Here is a 19720-nt window from a genome sequence, read left to right as displayed (position 1 = left end):
CTCGTGGCCACTCCCGACCCCACCTCCGAATCCACCGGGGTTCCAACTTCCGATGTGCCGATCCCCGAGGTCCCCGAAATCGCCGGGGATGTCCTGTCTGACATCGCTGGGGGTAAACCCGCACCAACCGACGAAGAGCCCACAACCTGGCCTCTCATCTCTTTCAGCCATGTCTCCATGTGGTTCGGCGAACGCAAGGTCCTCGACAACGTCAGCTTCTCCGTGAATCGCGGCGAAACCCTATGCATCCTCGGCCGCAGCGGAGTCGGCAAGTCCGTCGCGCTCCGCATCCTTATGGGCTTTCTTAAGCCGCAAGTTGGTTCCATCCGCGTCGACGGCCAGGAAATCAATGCCTACACCGAAGAGGAAATGCAGGCCATTCGCAAGCGCGTCACCATGGTCTTTCAGAATGGAGCTCTCTTCGATTCGCTCACCGTCCGCGAAAACGTGGCCTTCCCCCTGCGCGAACGCGGCGGGCAGGAAGAGGACCAGATCCAGCAGGTCGTTGACCGTCTTCTCGGCCTTGTCGGCGCCGAGGACGTACCTGATGCGTTACCTGCCAGTTTGTCCACTGGCCGCCGTCGCGCCGTCGCCATTGCGCGCGCTCTTGCCTCCCAGCCTGAGATTGTTCTTTACGATGAGCCCACAACAATGGTTGATCCCATCATCGCCCGCAGACTCGGTGGGCTCATCCAGCGACTCAAGCAACAGCTTGGATTTACAAGCATTATCGTCACTCACGACATGCGATTCGCCGAGCGGCTCGCCGATTCCGTGCTTTTCTTGCATGAGGGGCGTGCGGCTTTTTTCGGGCCTCTCCGCGACTTCGTTGCGTCCCCCGATCCCAACATTCAGCAGTTTCTCACCCTCGATGCCTATGTGTTACCTTCAGTTTAAGAGTTGATGACTTTATAAAGAGTCCTTCATAAATTCGGTTGAAGACTCTCTTCCCCCGGCTAAGCAGAGCAATGAACGCCAGACCGGCTGGAAGATCTCAGGAATGCGCAAGACGATTCCTTATTGACGGTCCTTTGCACCTCACTCGTTGCCTTTGTGTCACGCCCCGCAGAAGTTGCAATTGAATGACCCGCGAAAGACACAAATCCCTAACCGAAGCAGTTCGCTCAATATGAGGTTTGAGTGCTCCAAAGGTCCCTGAGCTTCGAAATAATCATCCGAGGAACGGCATTCCAGGAAGAAGAAAAATCAACGCCATTCCCTCCGTGCGGAAGCCGCACCCCTCACGTCACGAAAGTAATGACGGTAACAGCGTTTGTGCCGCCGCTAGAGCAACCTTTCGCAAACTTGAATCTTCCAACATTCAGTATCCATTGTGCCAGCAGGCATTCTGTTCCCCAATATTTCCTGCAAGCGAGAATCCACCCCCACTTTCCAACTGTAGCTTTGGGCTTCTGAGGTTAGCGGACGGATATGGCAACATCCGATTTCTGGCAAAGAGTCTCAGCTTCTGTTGCGACCCCATCCGATCGGTCGGCGGACACCGCGCGGGACGCTTCACGCAGCTCGCAAGGCAAGGTCAAGTTCTGGATCTTTCTTGACTTCCTCACCGTCCTGGTCGCCACGATCATTGCCACAGTCTACGAACGCCACACCACCGCTGTCGTGGGAGCGCGTGCCTTTTACAAGGGAACGCTCTTCAACGGCCGTTCCATGTGGATTCTGCTGGGCCTGGTTTGCGGTTTTGCCATCACCCTCGTCATCTCCAGCCGACGGCTCAACCTTTATTCACCCAAGAGTCTCACCTCTTTCCTGCACGAACAACGCCTCACGGTCCAGGTCTGCTTCACCTCCGGCCTGCTGCTCACCGGAACCCTCTATCTTGTTCGTGCCGAAGATATTCCCAGGGGCATCGTTCTCCTGACACTGGTTCTGGTCACGGTTTGTCTGTGCCTTCGCCGCCTCATCTACCGCACCCTGATGTATCGCCGATTCGAACGTGGTCAGGACACCCGTAACGTCCTCATCATCGGCACCGGCGCCGAAGCGCATGCGCTCCGTCATCACCTTGAAAGCATTCGTCACCTCGGCTACACGTTCAAAGGCTTTATCGATTTCCCGGGCGCCTCCTCGCACATGATGTCTTCAAGCGGCGATGTCGTCGGCACCCTCGACACGCTCTTTCAGCACGCACGCAAACAATTCGTCGACGAAATCTTTTTCACCACGCCCTGCGAGCGCGGCGTCGTTCTCGATGTACTCGAGAAATCCCGAATGCACGGCGTCGATCTGCGCATCGTGCCCGATCTTTACCAGGGCCTCGCCTGGAACAGCCCAGTCGAATACATCGGCCAGTTCCCGACCATCCCTCTGCATCGCGGCCATGTTCCCGAGCTCGGATTCGTACTTAAACGCGTACTTGACATCCTCTTCTCCAGCCTTCTGCTTCTGGCTCTTTCCCCTTTCCTCCTGCTCGTCGCCATTGCCATCAAGTTTGAATCCAGGGGGCCGATCTTTTATGCTTGCGAACGCATCGGCAAGAAAGGCCGCGTGTTCCACTGCTACAAGTTCCGCACCATGGTGCACGACGCCGATAAGCGCCGTGCCGAATTTTTGCACATGAACGAGCGCGACGGCGTTCTGTTTAAAATCTCCAATGACCCCCGCATTACCCGCTTCGGCCGTTTTCTCCGCAAATACTCCCTAGATGAGTTGCCGCAGTTCATCAATGTTCTCCGCGGCGACATGAGCGTCGTCGGGCCGCGCCCGCCGCTGGCCAGCGAAGTCATGGAGTACAAGCTCAGCCACCTTCGCCGCCTCGATGTCACACCCGGCATCACGGGTCTATGGCAGGTACAGGGTCGCCAGGATCCCTCCTTCGACAGCTACGTCTCCCTCGACGTCACCTACATCGAAAACTGGAGCCTCTGGCTCGACATCAAGATCATCATTCGCACCGTCGGCGTCGTCTTTTCCGGCACCGGCACCTAGCATTTACTGATCTCCGCACACCTGGTCCCTGACACCTGATCTCTGCTTTAAACTGGAACTGTGAAGATCGCACTGGCCCAGATCAACCCCACGGTCGGGGATTTCACCGGCAATCTCGAAAAGATTCGTTCAGTCACCCGTCGCGCTGCCGACCAGGGAGCCCGTCTAGCCGTCTTCTCCGAACTGGCCATTTGCGGATATCCGCCCGCCGACTTCCTTGAGAAGCCGAGCTTTCTCGCCCGTTGCCGCCGGGCCGTCGATGAACTTGCAGAGGCCACACGGGACCTGCCCACCGCGCTGGTCGCTGGCGTCGCATTGCCCGCCCCGCCCGACGCCGGCAAGCCTGCGGTCAACGCCGCGGTTCTCATCGACCGCGGTGAGGTCCTTCTCGAGCAGCACAAACGCCTGCTGCCCTTCTACGACGTCTTCGACGAACAGCGATACTTCCTGCCTTCCAGCCGGCAGCGGGTCGTCGAACTCGACAACGTGCGCCTCGCGATCTCGATCTGCGAAGATGCCTGGAACGACAAGAACTTCTGGCCGCGCCGTCTCTACTCCTTCGATCCGCTCGAGGAGTTGATGCTCCAGAATCCAGCCATCCACATCAACCTTTCCTCCTCGCCCTTCTGGCATTCCAAGCGCAAGATACGCCGCGAGATGCTTGCTGCGATCGCCCAACGCGACCACGTCCCGGTCATCATGTGCAACCAGGTCGGCGGCAACGACAGCCTCATCTTCGACGGCTCCTCCCTCGCCATCGACGCCCGCGGCCAACTCATTGCCCAGGCAAGATCCTTCGAAGAAGATCTCGTCATCGTCGATCCCTTCGACGCGCTGCCGATCCCCGATCCGCTGGAAGACGACACCGAAGCCGCCTGGCGCGCCCTCGTCCTCGGCACGCGCGACTACGTCCGCAAATGCGGCTTCAGCAAAGCCCTCATCGCCCTCAGCGGCGGCATCGACTCCGCACTGGTTGCCGCCATTGCCGCCGAAGCTCTTGGCAGGGAGAACGTGCTCTGCATCGGCATGCCCAGCCCCTTCTCCTCGCAGGGCTCCATCGACGATAGCCGCGCTCTTGCCGCCAATCTCGGCATTCGCTTCGAACTCATCGGTATCAGCGACCTGTTCCACCAGTACACGCAGGCTCTTGAGCCGCTCTTCAAAGGCACGCAGTCCGGACTCGCCGAAGAAAACCTGCAGGCCCGCATTCGCGGCAACCTGCTCATGGCGCTCTCCAACAAGTTTGGCTCGCTGGTTCTCACCACCGGCAACAAATCGGAAATGGCCGTTGGCTATTGCACGCTCTACGGCGACATGGTCGGCGCCCTTGCCGTTATCGGCGACCTCATCAAGACGCGTGTCTACGCGATCTGCCGCTGGCTCAATCGCGAGCGCGAAGTCATCCCGCTCCCCATTCTTGAGAAACCTCCTTCCGCGGAATTGCGCCCCGGACAGAAGGACACGGACTCACTGCCGCCCTACGAGGTCCTCGATCCCATCATCGAGGCCTACGTCGAGCGTTACGAGACCCCGGAATGCATCGCGCAGAAGAATGGTTTTCCCCTCGATCTCGTCCAACAGATAGTGCGCCTGGTGGAACGCTCGGAGTACAAACGCCAGCAGGCCGCCCCGGTTCTCAAGGTCACGTCAAAGTCCTTCGGCATGGGACGCCGCTTTCCCATTGCCGTCAAAGTGCAGGTAAGTGCAGGTATAAGCTAAAGGTCGGGAGTCTTCCCGCCGCTGAAGGAGAAATTCGCTTGATTCGTAACTCCGCTCGATTGGCCTCTGCAATTGCTCTGGCCATGCTCTTCTCTCCCATCAATCACGTCATAGCACAGGAACAGACACCCACCTCGCCCACTCCCCAGCCCACGGCGCCAGAAGCGAAAGCCCCGGTGTTTCCTGCGCCTGATCCGGCTGACTTCACCGCCACCGCTCCCACCAAGGACGTCGTCAACGCCTTCATGCAGGCCAATCTCGGCTTCGACGCCAACTCCATGTGGCAGGTCCAGGCGATTCAGAAGACCCAACTCCCCGGCATCAGCAAGGTCATCGTCTTCATCGGCGACAAGACCGGCAAGCAGCAACCCTATCGCTTCGCCTTCTTCACCACCCCCGATCAAAAGCACATCATCGTGGGCGAACGAATCGTCCCCTTTGGCGATCATCCCTTTGCCGAGAACCGCTCCATCCTCCAGGAGCGTGCCAACGGGCCGTATCGCGGCTCAGCGGGCAAGGATCTCTTACTCGTCGAGTTCGCTGACTTCCAGTGCCCCCATTGCAAAGCCGCGCAAGCCAACATGGATAAGCTCGTCGCCGATTTTCCCAAGGCGCGTATCGTCTTCCAGAACGACCCCCTGGTCTCGATTCATCCAGAGTCCCTGACTGCCGCCGAATATGCAACCTGCGTGGCCAAGCTCGCCGGCAGCACGGCTTTCTTCCAGTTTGCATCCGCGGTTTTCGACGGGCAGGAAGGTCTGGCAACGGCCGACGGCGCCACCCTTACCCTGAACAGCGCCGCCACCAAGGCAGGGCTCGATCCAGCCAAAGTCTCGACCTGCGCGGCATTGCCTGAGACCAAGGCAACCGTCGACGCCTCTTCTCAACTCAGCAAGGATCTCGACATCTCCGCGGTGCCCACACTCGTGATCAACGGTCGCGAAGTTCCCGCCAACGCTCCCTACGAAACGCTGAAGAAGATCATCGAGTATCAAGCCAGACTGGACGGTATCGCCCAGTAATTGTGTTTTTGAAGTGACACAGACCATTGCTCGTGTGCCCCATTCATGCGCGCTTTTTGCGCATGAGTGGGAGGGAAGCCATCACGGTGTTGTCTGTCCCCGCTCGATCCGCAACATCGGCGAATGTCCCGCCGCCTGCGTCCCGCGAATCACGTGCGGCGTAATGATGATCAGCAGGCTCGCATAATTCCGCTGAACATCCGTGTCCGTCACTGTGTTCAGCCCCGGAATCTCCGTCAGTCCCGGCAGCCCGCTCAGAGCGCGGCTCTCTTCTTTGTCCACCTGGCTCACGATCACCACGCCGGAGCCATCCTTCAGCGTGGCCACGCCGGAGTAGCTGCGATTGTTCAGGATCGGCAACCCGTTCAGCGACGCACCGCCCAGCGCTGTAATCGTCAAATCCATCGTCAGCGCCACATCGCCATTGCGCACCACGCGCGGAGTCGCCTTGAACGTTAGCCCCAGGTCCTGGTACTCCACCTGCGGAATCGTTTGGGACCCCGCATTCAGCTGCGAGAGTAGGGAACTCAGACTTCCCGAGGTCCCCGCCGTCGTCAGGCCGGGAATGCTGATGCCCGATGTGCCCAGATTCGAATACTGCGACGTCTCAATCGGATACCGCGATCCGCTCTTGATCGTGCCTTGTTCTCCGTCGCCCAAATGCATCTGAAGGTCGTCCAGTTCCCGCGACTCCGAAGAGTTCAGGTTGAGATTGAATGTCGCGGGCCCCGGCGACAGTCCCGACAACGTCAGTCCGCCGCCAAACAAAGCAATGCCGTTCTGAAACAGTGAACTTGAAACCTGTCCTGACGCCAGCAAGATTCCAAGAATCGTCAGCGTGTCGCCCGGCGACGCCAAGCCCGACGAAATAATCTGCTGCACCAGCGCCTGGTTCTGATTCAGAATCGACTGCTCTTCCGCAAGCACATTGAATGCCGTGATCTGCTGCGGCAGCTGCGCACCCGTATTGCGCAGGTTGGTGTGCGCCAATTGGATCAGCCGGACATTCAAGAGCACCTGGCTTCGTCCGTCGAGCAGCTCGCGCAGAGTTGCATTGAACGCGTTCAGTTTGTCCGTCGCCGCGCGAACGGTCAGCGTTCCTGAGCTCTGCTGCACAACCACCTGTTGCAGCTGGAACACATTCTTGGCCAGGGTTCCGATCTCGGTCATCTCCGCAGTCGATAGCCCGCCCAGGTAGACCGTCTCAAACTCCTGGCGCATGTATTGCTGCCGGTTCTCGCGTGTATCCTTCGCCACCAGCGCCCGGTGCGCATCCAGCGGCACCGTGAACGAATCGGTCGCCATATTCACCGCCTGCGTCGCCTGCAAAAACGTCGCATCGTCCATATCGAAGCGCATCGGTGGCCCTGTCACGCTCTGGTCCACCGAAGCCTCAATTCCGAACGACCGATACACTGTCTGGATCACCGAACGTCGATCCGTCTTCAAATGAAAGCTATGCGTTCCTGCGATCGGCTCCAGCACCGGGGCAGGCGCCAGCGAATCCACACCCTGCTCGTACAGCGGCTTTGTTTCCGCCGCCGCCACATCGGCCGCCATCTCATCCAGGTGCTCCGCAACCTCGATGTTGTGAGGATCCAGTGCTGCCGCCTTTTGCAATGCCGCCTGCTCCGCCGTCTTGTCCCCGCGAATGCGCGCCTTGGCCGCCGTCTGGATCAGCGCAGTCACTTCATGACTGCGCGCCACCACCGTCGCCGCGCCATAATTTACATTTCCCGGATCCAGTTCCGCCGCCTCTTCGTAATCGCGCACGGCCTCGTCATACTGCTGCTTCTCGAAGAGCTTCGTCGCCCGCAGATACAGCTTGGTTGCTCGCCTGCGATCGCTGCCCGTAATCTTCCTTGCGGACGTTTTATCCTTCGCCTGCTCGGTCTGAGCGGCTCTCCCCGATGCATTCGACGGTGCAGGCGTCTGCGCCTGCTGCGCCCACGCCGTCGCCGCCATCGACAGTATGGCAACAATCGCAGCGAAACCTGCGCGCACCGTCTTCATAAGTTGCCCCGCGTCGCCGCCAGCAGATCGGCCAGCGTCGTCGCGCATGCTTCCGGCTCATGCTCGAGCAATTCGTCAAACGAAAAATGTCCGGTAGCGACCGCGATTACCGGCAGGCCGTTCGCATGTGCCGCTTCAATGTCTCGCGGTGTGTCGCCTACAACGCATACGCTCGCCTGCGCCCCCGCCAGTTCGCGCGCCTTCTTCGCTGCATGCCCCACCAGCTCTGCGCGAACAGGGAAGTGATCGCTGAATCCGCCGAATCGAAACCACTCGCGCAGTCCCGCGCGCTCCACCTTGATCCAGCCAATCATCTCCAGGTTACCTGTCGCCACGCCCAGCGTCGCGCCATGGTCGGCAAGGTGACGCAGTGTCTCTTCCACGCCCGGCATCAGGATAGGTCGCAACTCATCGCGTCGGTCCGCCACGTTTTTGCACATTCCCTTAAGAATCGCCGCCATCTGCGGCTCCAGCACATCCGCTGGAACCCCAGCAAGTGCGCACGCCTCGCGCAGGATCGACGTATCGGTATTTCCGGCCAGCGAAACACCCTCGAGCGAGACCTCGAGTCCCATCACCTCCCGCACCGTCGTGGGCAGGCTGTCCATGTGTACGCGGTCGCGGCTCCGCAAAAGCGTGCCGTCGATATCGAACAAGTACGCGTCCTGCCCATCCCAGGCAAACCCGCTCTTAATTGCAGTTCGCGCTTCGTTGTTCTGTTGGGTTGTCTGCATGCCGATGCGAAGCTGGCTTAGCCCTGGCGTATACCGTGGCGTGCGGCTCCGAATATAGGACGTTCACTGCGTGGCGGACGCTTGAGCCCGGCGCGAATCTCTGCCAGGCTGATGCCCAGTTCAGCCATCGTGCGGCTGAGCGTGTTGCGGTGGATTCCCAGTTCTTCTGCTGCCTTACACTGGTTCCCCTTGTTGGCCGCCAGCACTTCGCGCAGATATTGTCTTTTGAACTCCTTCACCGCATCCTCGTAGCGGATTCCGGTGGAATGCATCTGTGTTACCAGGCTGTCCAGGTCTCGTCTCACGTCAACCTCTTGCTCTACTAGATTGCCACAACCGGCAGGCTTCAGCCCGCGGAAAAATTATTTGACCTTTTCCTCGTGGATCAACTGCTGCGATTCCGATTCCAGCGTCTGCAATTCCTTGCGCACACGGTCGCCCAGTCGCGACGGCGTAACGTGAACGCTTATTTGGAGTGCACCGAAGAAATAACGCGGCAACCTTGCTTCCGTCAACCACACTGTTTCTGGAAAGAACGCGACCGTAACAAGAAGGCACACAGTCACGAATACGATCCCTTCCACGAAACCGAAAACCGCACCGCCTAAACGATCCAGGCAACCCAGGCCGACCTTTTCAAAAAGCTTGGCCAGGATCGAACCAAGTATTGCCGCAATCGCCATCACCAGCAGCGCAATCACCAGGAAAGCGACGGCGTTCGCCACTGCGACTGAATGAATCAGCGGCTTCAGCACGGCCGCCAGCCGCCAGTAGTTCCACGACGCCAGCGCCAGCCCCGCGATCAGCCCAGCCAGCGAACAGGCCGAACGAAAGAATCCCCGCGCAAGACCCGCCAGTACCGCGGCTGCCATCACCACCACGATGATCCAATCGACCAGCGTAAATCCGTTTATGTTCATGCCTGTGCGTCCAGCTCCTGTCCCGTCAACCGGCGAAAAGCTTCAAGGTATTTATGCAGTGTACGCTCCACCACGTCCTGGGGAAGACTCGGAGCGGGAGCTTGTTTGTTCCAGTGAATGCTTTCCAGGTAATCGCGCACAAACTGTTTGTCGAAACTCGGCTGCGCTCCGCCCGGTTTCCACAATGAAGCCTCCCAGAAGCGCGATGAATCCGGCGTCAGCGCCTCGTCCGCCAGCACAATGCCATTCTGCGTCATTCCGAATTCAAACTTGGTGTCGGCCAGGATCAGCCCACGCGACTCCGCGTGCCTGCCTGCCTTCTCATAAATTGCCAGCGTCAGTCGCCGCAGCTCATGCGCCACGTCCGCTCCCACCACTTGCTCCACGTGCGCGAACGAAATATTCTCGTCGTGCGTTCCGTCCTGGCTCTTGGTCGACGGGGTAAACAGCGGCTCCGGCAATCGCGATCCATCCTGCAATCCCGCCGGCAGTTTGATCCCGCATACTGCCCCCGTCGCCTTGTACTCCTTCCACCCCGACCCCGCAAGATATCCCCGCGCTACACATTCCACAGGAAACATCTGCGCGTGCTTCACCAGCATCGACCTGCCTGCAAGCTGATCCGCATACTTGTGCAGCTCGGGCGGATAATCTGCGACCTTCGTGGCAATCAGGTGGTTCGGCACAATCTCGCGCACCAGCTCAAACCAGAACAGCGAAATCTGCGTCAGGATCTTGCCCTTGCCTGGAATCCCCGTGCCTAGTACGTGATCGAATGCCGAGATGCGGTCCGTCGCCACCATCAGCAGCGCGTCACCTACGGCATACAAATCGCGCACCTTGCCCCGGCCGATGAGCGGAGTCGTGCCTAAATCTGTCTTCAAAAGTGCTGTCATATTAGGATCTTGCCTCGGCGTCGTGAATCTCCGATTTTCTTGCCCGCGCCCAGCTTTGTCAAACGCGCCCGATCCATTGTCTTTCCCTGCACGAAACCTGCACCCCCCCGCACCGGGAATTGCACAATGCCCTGTGACAGCCGTCACGGAGTCCCGGAAGGACTTAGGCGAAACTTCATTTGTCACCAAGGTTCGGGAGTGAGTAAGAAAACTCCTTTGAGCCGGGCGGCACGAGGCAGCAGTGGAAAGGGGAAGCCGCGGCTAGCTTCGTTTTATTGGGATCGCCAGTAGCTGTGTACTACCGACCTCCAGTGCCAGCTACTGGTCCCCGTCTTCATCTTGTGAATTCACAAGCAAGCGCCTCCGAAGCGTAGGTTTCCTTCGGGGGCGATTTTTTTGTCGCTACACCCTCTTCATATTGTCCGGGCACTCACTGAATCTGCATCTCCGTCGGATCGCATTGCTCCCGCTCTCGACGGCGCCCCCCCCGACTCTCGATATAATTCGAAAATCCACTGAGAGGCATAGACCATGGGCTTGAAGCGATTCCTCCTCCTCGTCGCATCCGTCGTTGTTCTTACAGCATCATCCTTTGCGCAGAACCTGCCGGCGGGCGTTCAGAAAGTGACTTCCATCGAGGGCGTCACCGAATACGCCTTCCCAAATGGCCTTCACGTCCTGCTGTTTCCCGATGACTCCAAGCCCAAAATCACCGTGAACGTCGTCTACCGCGTGGGCTCCCGCAACGAGGGCTATGGCGAAACCGGGATGGCTCATCTCCTCGAGCACATGGTCTTCAAGACATCCACCTCCGGTCGCGAACTCTTCAAGGAACTCACCGACAGGGCCGGCGGCTTCTTCAACGGAACCACCAACTACGACCAGACCATGTACTTCGAAACCTTCAACGCTAGCGACGATAACCTCCGCTGGGCTTTGGGTCTTGAATCCGATCGCATGGTCCGCATGACCATGCTCAAGAAAGACCTCGATTCCGAAATGACGGTCGTGCGCAACGAAATGGAAGCCGGCGAAAACAACCCGACCCAAGTCCTGGAAGAGCGCGTCCTCGCCTCTGCCTACAACTTCCACAACTACGGCAAAACCGTCATCGGCAATCGCACGGACGTCGAGCGCGTTCCCATTGAGAATCTTGCTGTCTTCTATCGCAAGTACTACGAGCCCGACAACGCCGATCTCATCATTGCCGGCCAGTTCGATCCGGCCAAGGCCCTCGGCATGGTTTCCGAAACCATCGGCGCCATCCCCAGGCCCTCGCGCGTTCTCACCCAGCCTTACACCTCCGAGCCTACCCAGGAAGGCGAGCGCTCCGTTATCCTCCGCCGCGTCGGGAACATCCAGGATGTGATGGTCGCCTACCACATTCCCGCCGCCCTGCATCCTGACGCAGCTCCCCTGCAAGTTGCCGCGCAGATTCTTGGCGCCCCTCAAACAGGCCGCCTTTATAAGGAGCTCGTTGACTCGAAGAAGGCTGTCTCAGTCTTCATGTACGCCAACCACATGCACGACCCCGGCTTCACATTGGCGTCGGCACAGCTCAAGCCCGATCAATCCATTGACGACGCCCAGCAGGCTCTGCTCAAAGTGATTGAAGGCCTCGCCGCCACTCCACCCACGCAGGAAGAGGTAGATCGCGCCAAGGGACGCATCCTCAAAAACATTGAACTGGCGCTCACCAACTCCCAGACTGTCTCCCTCATGCTCGGCGGCTACATCGGCGACGGCGACTGGCGCCTGCTCTTCCTCACCCGCGACGAGGTCGCCAAGGTCACGCCTGACGATGTAACCCGCGTTGCCAAGGCCTATCTCAAATCCTCCAACCGCACCCTCGGCGAATTCATTCCCACCACCGCGCCCGATCGTGCCGAAATTCCGGCCACTCCCGATCCCGCCGACATCTTCAAGAATTACAAGGGCGGCGCGGCCATAGCGCAGGGCGAATCCTTCGATCCCACTCCGCAGAACATCGAGGCCCGCGTCATCCGCGCCAAACTGCCCAACGGCATGAAACTCGTCATGTTCCCCAAAAAGACGCGTGGCGGCACCGTCGTGGCCCGCATCAACCTCCATTTCGGAGATGGAAAATCTCTCGAAGGCAAAGGCACTGCCGCCGATATCGCCGGCTCGCTCCTCATGCGCGGCACCAAAAACAAAAACCGTCAGCAGATCCAGGATGAGACGGATCACCTCAAAGCGCAGATCAGCGTCAACGGCGGCGTCGATCAGGCAAGCGCTACCGTCCGCACCCTCGATGCAAATCTCGCTGACTCCCTGCGCCTCGTGCGTGAACTGCTCCGCGAACCCTCCTTCCCCGAAAGCGAATTTGAGCAGATTCGCCAGCAGCGCATCGCCAGCGCGGAAGAAGGGAAGACCGAGCCCAACAACCTCGTCCAGATCGACCTCTATCGCCATCTCAACGCGCAGTACAAACGCGGCCAGGTCCACTACGTCTCAACGCTCGACGAAGAGATTGAAGACGACAAGAAAGTCACTCTCGACGATGTGCGCTCGTTTTACCAGAAGCTTTATGGCCCCGGCGAGGGCGAAATCGTCCTCAGCGGCCAGTTCGATCCCGAGCAGATGCGCAAGCTCGTCACCGAACTCTTCGGCGACTGGAAGAGCTCAGCCCACTATCAGCGTGTCCCCGATCCCTACACCAAGGTCGAGGCCGTCAATCACAAGATCGAAACACCCGACAAGCAGAACGGGCTCTTCCTCGCCGCCATGCCGCTCAAAATGAAAGACACTGATCCCGACTACCCCGCTCTCACCATCGCTGGCATGGTCTTCGGCGGCTCACCCAACTCGCGCGTCTTCCGCCGCATCCGCGTCAAAGACGGCCTCAGCTACGGCGCCGGCACACAGTTCCAGATTCCAACGGAGGACGATGCCGCCGCCATGATCGGCTTCGCAATCGCCGCCCCGCAAAACATGCCCAAGGTCGAAGCCGATTTCAACGAGGAACTCGCCCTCGCGCTCAAAGACGGCTTCACCGCCGACGAGGTGGAAAAGGCAAAGAAGACCTGGCTCGACGCACGCACCGTCCAGCGCTCTGAAGAAGGCTCCATCGCCTCGCTTCTCATCAGCCACGAATATTGGGGCCGCACCATGCAATGGGACGCCAAGCTCGAAGCCGCCGTCGCTGCGCTCACACCGCAGGAGGTGAACGACGCCTTCAAACACTATGTCAACCCAGCCGCCTTCACCATCGTCAAAGGCGGTGACTTCAAAAAGGTAGGCGCCTACCAATAGGGCGAACACTCAATCGTCGAACTTCAGAGTCGGCCATTACCAAGCTGGGTGCCCCATCCATGACGCGATTTTGCGTCATGGATGGGAGAGCACAAACCTACCCCGTCATCCTGAGCGAAGCCGAAGGACCTGCTTTTCAATCGCATCAGTCCGCACCACGATGGAAAACGCGAAACTCAATGTTCTCGCGATCACGATTGAAAACGCATCGGCGAAAATAACCCGATCGGATGCGATGTCGATCCGCCTATCGCCAGGTCCGCCAGAATCTCCCCGACTACGCTGGCAAATTTGAATCCATGCCCTGAAAACCCGCACGCAATCGAGCACGACGCAAACTGCGGATGTGCCCCAATCACAAAATGCTCATCCGGCGACATCGTGTACATGCATGTCTGCGCGCGCAATACTTTGCCATCCAAAGCCGGAATCCGCATCCGCAACTGCTCCACAATCCTCCGCAGATCGCGCTCATGAATCTCGCAGTCGACGCTCTCCGGCGTGCGCACATCGGCGCTCCCATGGATTGCTGCCTTCATCCCGCCCTCCAACCCGTCAATCGCCGGAAAGCCGTATCCATGCGCCCCGCCGCGCGCATCCTCACAGAGAAACACCGGAAAGCGATCCGGCAAAAACGGCGTCACGCCGGTCCTCGGCGCAATCCACGCCATCACCTGCCGCGTCACCCGCAGCGGAACAATCCCATTCAGCGCCTGGTTCGCCCAAGGCCCCGCCGTAATCACCAGGTGTCCCGCGCTGTAGGTGCCCCTGCCGGTCCGCACCTCAACGCAACCGCCCTCCGCCGACCACGCCAGAGCGCTCTCTTCGAATTGGAGTTCAGCTCCAGCCCGCGAAGCCCGCGCCAGTTGTGCGCGGATGCATTCCTCGGGAAACAAATATCCGGCATTCGTCTCGTAAACGGCAACATCGCCCGCCAGCGGAAACACTTGCGGAAACCGCGCGTTGATCTCGCGGCCCTCCAGCACCTCGAAGGGAATCGAGTGCTCTGTTGACGCCGCAATCGTGCGCCTCACCAGTTCGCCTTCTCCCGAGCCAATGTTCATGCCACCCGTGATGTTGAGCAGGCGTGCGTCCATATCTTTTTCCAGCCTGCGCCACAATTCGTAAGCGCGCAACACCAGTGGAATGTAATCCGGACTTTCAAAATACGCCTGGCGAATCATCCGCGACCCGCCATGCGACGATCCCTTGTCATGCGGCGAAGTGAACTGCTCGATCCCGAGCACGCGCTTGCCCCGCTCCGCAAGATGCTGCGCAGTCGCGCTCCCCGTCGCGCCAAGTCCAAGAACAATGACGTCGTACGCCATACCGCTCAATTCTGAAAGTCGGGATTTAAAGCGTGAATGCTCTCGACCTCAGCAGTTCTGATACTTCCAGTTCCGCTGCTTGCCCTCGCTGATCCATTCGATCGCCGTCTCAATTCGCCTATCGCGCGTCTCTGGCCGCTTGGCGTCCGCAATCCACTCCACGTATTCCTTTTTGCAACTCGGACTGAATGCCGCAAACACCGCCGCAGCCTTCTTGTTGGCCTTCAGCGCCTTCGCGAACTCCGGTGGTGGCTCGATCGGCTTCGCCGGGGCCTTCACCACCTTTTGCCGAGCCGCAATCGGACTCGTGTATTCGCCTTTGTCGATGAACGCAACAGCCTGCTTCAACAAGCCGAGCATTTCTTTCCTCGACGGAAGATCACTCACGCTGGTCAAGCGGCCAAGCGAGCCCATGGCGCCCGGCTTCAACGCCTTCATGTCCCGGAGCACTGCGGAGATCTCTTCACCCCAGAAACCAAAGCTGCAATGCTCGTTGAACGCCGACATGTTGCCGACAATCGCGCTTTTGTATTCGAAAAAAGGCCGGCTCCACTTCATGGTTTCGACGACGCCAGGGCAAGCCTTATGTACCAGTTCGCGAATTTCAAAAAGAATAGGCTGTGCGAAGGGTCTCGCCTTCGCAATATACGCATCGACACGAGGATCAAAAGAGGAAGTTGGACTCACAGTTCACTCCTCAAGGTTTGCAGAATAGTGTAACGGGATTTGCAGAGTTTTAGGAGACGTCTGTCCGGAGGAAATGTTGGGTGCCCCAGAGCCTGCCCTGAGCGAACCCGAGGGGTCTCGCTTCTGAGACATGGGAAAGCACAGATGCTGACATCAGGAGCGCGAAGCCCTATGCCGTAGCCCTCTGCTGTTCCTGCCCGCCCAGCTTCACGCTCACCACCTTCGACACGCCCGGCTCCTGCATCGTCACGCCATAAATCATGTCGGCGACATGCATCATGCGCTTCGAGTGCGTCACAATCAGGAACTGCGTCTCGCCGCTCAAGGAGCGCAGCAGTTCCGCAATCCGGCCCACGTTGGTCTCGTCCAATGCCGCATCCACTTCGTCCAGCGCGCAAAATGGGCTTGGCCGGAACTGGAAGATTCCCACCAACAGCGCCAAGGCGGTCAACGATTTCTCGCCACCAGAGAGCAGAAGCACATTCTGCAGTTTCTTCCCCGGAGGCGACGCCACAATCTCCAGCCCGCTTTCTGCCTGGTTCTCCGCATCTGTAAGCCGCAGAAAGGCCTGCCCGCCGTGGAACAGCCGTGTGAACACCTGGCCGAAGTTCTCATTGATGCGCGCAAACGCCTCGACAAACTTCGTCCGCGAAATCTGGTCGATTTCCTTGATAGTCTCCTGCGTATTCTCGATCGACTCAATCAAGTCCCTGCGCTGCGTCTCGAGGAAACTATGCCGCTCCGCCGTCTCCTTGTACTCTTCCAGCGCCATCATGTTCACCGGACCCATCTGCTCGATCTTCTGCCGCAGCGTCCTGCACGTCTCTTCCTCAACGCCCAGCGTCTCATCGGCGATGCGCACAATCTCCGCATCCGCGCGCAATTCAGCGGCCTCCGCATTCACTTCGGCCAGGCAACTCGCTTCCAGGTGCTCCAGGTCCGAACGCAGCTTCGCCGCCTGGTTCGATCTGCCGCTGCGATCGTCGCGCAACTGGTCCAGTGACGCGCGCGCCGTCTTCAGTTCCGTCTCCATCGCCGCAAGCTGCTGCCGAACCTCATGCGCCTGCGCCACAACCGTCTCTGCCAGTGCCAGCGCCTCCGTTTTCAGCGCGGCCAACTCCTGCTGGCGCTGCGCCAGTTCCGCACTCTCCCGGATGCGCTGGTCCTTCTCTGCTTCCGCGGCCGCACGCTGCTGCTCAATCGCCAGAACCCGCCGCTCCAGATCGCTGTGCAAGCGGTCGATCCGCTGGAACGCCGCCTCCGCGCCGCGCCGCCGCTCTTCCAGTCCCGCAAGCTCCGCCGTCAACTTCGCCGCTTCATGCTGCAGCGTCTCGCGCGTCTGCCGCATGGTTGCCAGCCGGTTCTGCTGTTCCTCCAGCGTGGCCTCGGCTGTCGTGTGCTCGCCCTCCAGCCGAACCGCCTCTTCGCGCTTCTGCTCAATGACAGCATGCTTTGCCTCGCGCGCTTCCTTGTTCCGCCCGGCCTGCAGCATCCACTCCTGCAACCGCCGCTCGATGCGCTGCGATTCGTTCTCCATTTGCTTAAGCGCCGCGCCCTGGTCTGCCGCGTCACGTTCCGCCAGTCTCCGCTCTTCGCTGCGCGTCTCAAGCAGTGCCGTCATCTCCTCGATCTGCCGCGTCAGCATCGACGCTTCCAACTCGGCTTGACTAAGGTCGCGCTCCAGCGTCGCCAGCCGCATCTCCGTCTCGCGCAGATCGCGCTTCAGCGCCAGCGGACCGGCACTCGCCGGCTTGCCGCCGGTCACCGTCGCATTGTGGAAGCACTCGCCCCCCGGCGTCAGGAAGTACGCGTGCGTGTGCTCATTTGCCATCGCCTGCGCCAGCTCCGCCGTCTCCACCAGGTATCCATCGCGCAGTTTCGGCAGAATGGTTTCAAGCGACCGTCCGAACCCGTTCAGCACGCGCACCGCATCCTTCAGCGCCGTCACTCCCGGTCGGGCAATCGTCTCCGCCGTCTCTTGAAAAAGCGCAGCCTGCGCTGAGTCATGAATCAAAAACGTCGCCCGCCCATCCACGCCGGACTTGAGCACGCGCACGCCTTCCTCCGCCGCATGCCAGCTTTTCACAACGACATAATTCAGCTCTTCACGCAGAAACTCGTCGACCACACCTTCATGCTCGCCGCTTACTTCGATAAAGTCCGCCAGCGTGCCCACCGGCGTTGACCCATTCTGCAGGGCTCCCGGCTTCAGCAGACGCCTCACGGTTTCGGTCGAATAACTGTGATCCCGTATCAGCGATTCCAGTGAATCCTTGCGCCCAACCCCCGTCGCCTGTTCGCTGCGCAGCTGGTTCGCCCGCGCACGCACCGCGGTTTCATCCGCACGCCCCGCCTGCAGTTGTTCGCGCAACTCCGCAATCTCGATCTCCAGCCTCTTTAGCGTTTCCGCAGCCGACTCAAATCGCAGCCGCGCCTGCCCGCTCTGCACGCCCAGGGTCTCCTGCTCATTGCGTGCCTGGCTCATCTCGGCATTCAGCCGCTCGGCCTCGCGCTCCAGTGCTGCCAGGCTTTCCTCCGCCTGCGCCGTACTATTCCGCGCGTTGCCTGCCAGCGAAAGGAGGTGCATCGCGTGACGTCGATCTCCCTCCAACTTCCGCTCCGCGTTGAACACCTCGTCGGCCGCGGTCCGCGCTGCGTGCTGCCGTTCCTCCACCTTCTCGTGGAACGCCCGCGCTTCTCCCGCCGCCGTCTCCAGAAACATCCGATGCTGCTCGCGCTCTTCGGCAATTCCGCCCAGTTGCGCGCGCGTCTGCTCCAGTTCGCCCGCCGCCGCTGCCAGCCGTGCTTCCAGTTCCGTCACGCGCTCCGCATTGCTGCGTTCGCGCGCCGCCGCCCGCTCCAGTTCGACAGCAGAAGAGTTGGCGCGGTTCTGCGCTTCCTGTCCCTCGCGATCCAACTCATACCCGCGCTCCGTCAGCGAGTGCTGGCTGGTTTCCATGGTTCCAATCTCGGCAGCGCCGATCGCAATCTTCTCGGCGAATGCGGCAATCTCCTGCTCCAACCGCGCCTGCTCGGCATCCATCAGCGCCATGCGGCTTGCCAGCACCACCCGCAACCGTCCGCGCAGCTCATCGCGCACCTGCGCAAACCGCTCCGCCTTCGATGCCTGCCGCTTCAGGCTGTTCATCTGCCGCGTCACTTCTTCGAAAATGTCGTCTACACGCGCCAGGTTCTGCTTCGCACTTTCAAGGCGCAATTCCGCCAGCCGCTTCTTCGTCTTGAAGCGCGTAATTCCCGCAGCCTCTTCGATAATCGCGCGCCGGTCGTGCGGTTTCGAACTCAGCAACTGCCCAATGCGCTCCTGCCCGATAATCGCGTAGCTCTCCGGCCCCAGGCCCGTCCCCATAAAGATGTCCTGGATATCGCGCAGCCGGCACAGCTTTCCGTTCAGCAGATATTCGCTTTCGCCCGTCCGGAACAGCCGACGCGTGATCACCACTTCGCCCTTTTGCGGAGTCCGATTGAACTTTCTGCGACGAATCTTCAACATCACCGGTTGGGGTCCACCCGTGCTCGCCTGAATCCCCCCCTCGGCTTCGGGCCCCTGCGTCTGCATGCTGCTCTCCCCAGGGTTCTCTTCATCCTCCAGAACCTGCCCCGGCTGTTCTGACGCGATAATCTCTTCCGCTTCCGCGGCTTTCCGTTTGCGCAGTTCGTTCTCATCCCAGTCCGCCGGCCCGTCGTGATCCACCACCACGTCCGGCTCTACCGGGATCGGTCCCTCGTACGCTTCCGGATCTACCATCGTGATGGTCACTTCCGCCATCCCCAGCGGCTTCCGTTCCCGCGTCCCGGCAAAAATTACGTCTGCCATGCTGCCGCCGCGCAGGCTCTTGGCGCTCTGCTCGCCCAGCACCCAGCTCACCCCATCCAGGATGTTCGACTTTCCGCACCCGTTCGGCCCCACTACCACCGCGACACCCGTTCCCGGCACGGTCAACTCCGTGCGGTCGCAAAAGCTCTTAAAGCCGAGAATGTGGATTCTCTTCAGTTTCAGCATGCTCACTCCGGGTCAGCAGGATACGAACGGATATAACTCAGCATCGGCGATCGCGGCAGTTGCCGCACACGTGCCGTTTGGATGGTTCTCCGGGGTCCCCAACGACAGGTCTTCGTCGTTGGCGTGGTTGCCCCTCTTCGATTACAGACTCTAAGGAG

Annotated in this window: 13 protein-coding genes; 5 read left to right on the top strand and 8 right to left on the bottom strand. The window is 59.9% G+C overall.

The genetic code is table 11. The features are described 5' to 3' along the window. The first annotated feature begins 3 nt into the window (after positions 1 to 3). From WCA10_RS06200 to WCA10_RS06185, 4 genes are all read left to right on the top strand, one after another. On the top strand, positions 4 to 897 hold the full coding sequence (locus tag WCA10_RS06200; protein ID WP_472821635.1) for an ABC transporter ATP-binding protein: 894 nt from the start codon (positions 4 to 6) through the stop codon (positions 895 to 897). A gap of 534 nt (positions 898 to 1431) precedes the next feature. After that, entirely contained in the window at positions 1432 to 2949 is a 1518-nt protein-coding gene (locus WCA10_RS06195) for a sugar transferase (protein WP_472821634.1), read from the top strand. A gap of 60 nt (positions 2950 to 3009) precedes the next feature. Further along, a complete protein-coding gene (locus WCA10_RS06190; protein ID WP_472821633.1) occupies positions 3010 to 4668 on the top strand; it encodes an NAD+ synthase in 1659 nt (552 codons plus the stop codon). A 38-nt stretch (positions 4669 to 4706) separates the two neighbouring features. After that, a complete protein-coding gene (locus tag WCA10_RS06185; RefSeq protein WP_472821632.1) occupies positions 4707 to 5690 on the top strand; it encodes a DsbA family protein in 984 nt (327 codons plus the stop codon). 81 nt (positions 5691 to 5771) lie between these two features. Here WCA10_RS06185 and WCA10_RS06180 read toward each other — a convergent pair whose 3' ends face one another. The 5 genes from WCA10_RS06180 to WCA10_RS06160 are packed head-to-tail and all read right to left on the bottom strand — an operon-like array spanning position 5772 to position 10253. Then, positions 5772 to 7751 (bottom strand): tetratricopeptide repeat protein, encoded by a 1980-nt coding sequence (locus WCA10_RS06180; protein WP_472821631.1) that lies wholly within the window; start codon positions 7749 to 7751, stop codon positions 5772 to 5774. Next, the gene (locus tag WCA10_RS06175) at positions 7700 to 8437 is read right to left on the bottom strand and encodes an HAD family hydrolase (RefSeq protein WP_472821630.1); all 738 of its coding nucleotides are present in this window, start codon (positions 8435 to 8437) and stop codon (positions 7700 to 7702) included. Before WCA10_RS06175 ends, WCA10_RS06180 begins: the two co-directional genes overlap by 52 nt. A gap of 17 nt (positions 8438 to 8454) precedes the next feature. Next, positions 8455 to 8742, bottom strand: a complete 288-nt coding sequence (locus WCA10_RS06170; protein ID WP_472821629.1) for a helix-turn-helix domain-containing protein — start codon at positions 8740 to 8742, stop codon at positions 8455 to 8457. Positions 8743 to 8799: 57 nt separating this feature from the next. After that, on the bottom strand, positions 8800 to 9357 hold the full coding sequence (locus WCA10_RS06165; protein WP_472821628.1) for a CvpA family protein: 558 nt from the start codon (positions 9355 to 9357) through the stop codon (positions 8800 to 8802). After that, on the bottom strand, positions 9354 to 10253 hold the full coding sequence (locus WCA10_RS06160) for a phosphoribosylaminoimidazolesuccinocarboxamide synthase (protein WP_472821627.1): 900 nt from the start codon (positions 10251 to 10253) through the stop codon (positions 9354 to 9356). The genes WCA10_RS06165 and WCA10_RS06160 overlap by 4 nt, the downstream gene beginning before the upstream one ends. A 531-nt stretch (positions 10254 to 10784) precedes the next feature. Here WCA10_RS06160 and WCA10_RS06155 point away from each other — a divergent pair. Then, positions 10785 to 13526, top strand: a complete 2742-nt coding sequence (locus WCA10_RS06155) for a M16 family metallopeptidase (protein WP_472821626.1) — start codon at positions 10785 to 10787, stop codon at positions 13524 to 13526. 191 nt (positions 13527 to 13717) lie between these two features. On the opposite strand, the gene solA is transcribed toward WCA10_RS06155, so the two are convergent. The 3 genes from solA to smc all read right to left on the bottom strand — a co-directional run bounded on the left by solA (position 13718) and on the right by smc (position 19562). Further along, positions 13718 to 14854 carry an N-methyl-L-tryptophan oxidase gene (gene solA, locus WCA10_RS06150; protein WP_472821625.1) on the bottom strand — a complete coding sequence of 379 codons (1137 nt, stop codon included), beginning with the start codon at positions 14852 to 14854 and terminating at the stop codon, positions 13718 to 13720. A 48-nt stretch (positions 14855 to 14902) separates the two neighbouring features. Next, positions 14903 to 15541 (bottom strand): YdeI/OmpD-associated family protein, encoded by a 639-nt coding sequence (locus tag WCA10_RS06145; protein WP_472821624.1) that lies wholly within the window; start codon positions 15539 to 15541, stop codon positions 14903 to 14905. Between the two features lie 169 nt (positions 15542 to 15710). Continuing rightward, positions 15711 to 19562 carry a chromosome segregation protein SMC gene (smc, locus tag WCA10_RS06140; protein ID WP_472821623.1) on the bottom strand — a complete coding sequence of 1284 codons (3852 nt, stop codon included), beginning with the start codon at positions 19560 to 19562 and terminating at the stop codon, positions 15711 to 15713. Positions 19563 to 19720 lie beyond the last annotated feature (158 nt).

Source organism: Occallatibacter sp. (genome assembly GCF_049582745.1).
Lineage (GTDB): Bacteria > Acidobacteriota > Terriglobia > Terriglobales > Acidobacteriaceae > Telmatobacter.
The sequence above is the reverse complement of the archived record's forward strand: the minus strand, read 5'-3'. Positions and strand labels throughout refer to the sequence as shown.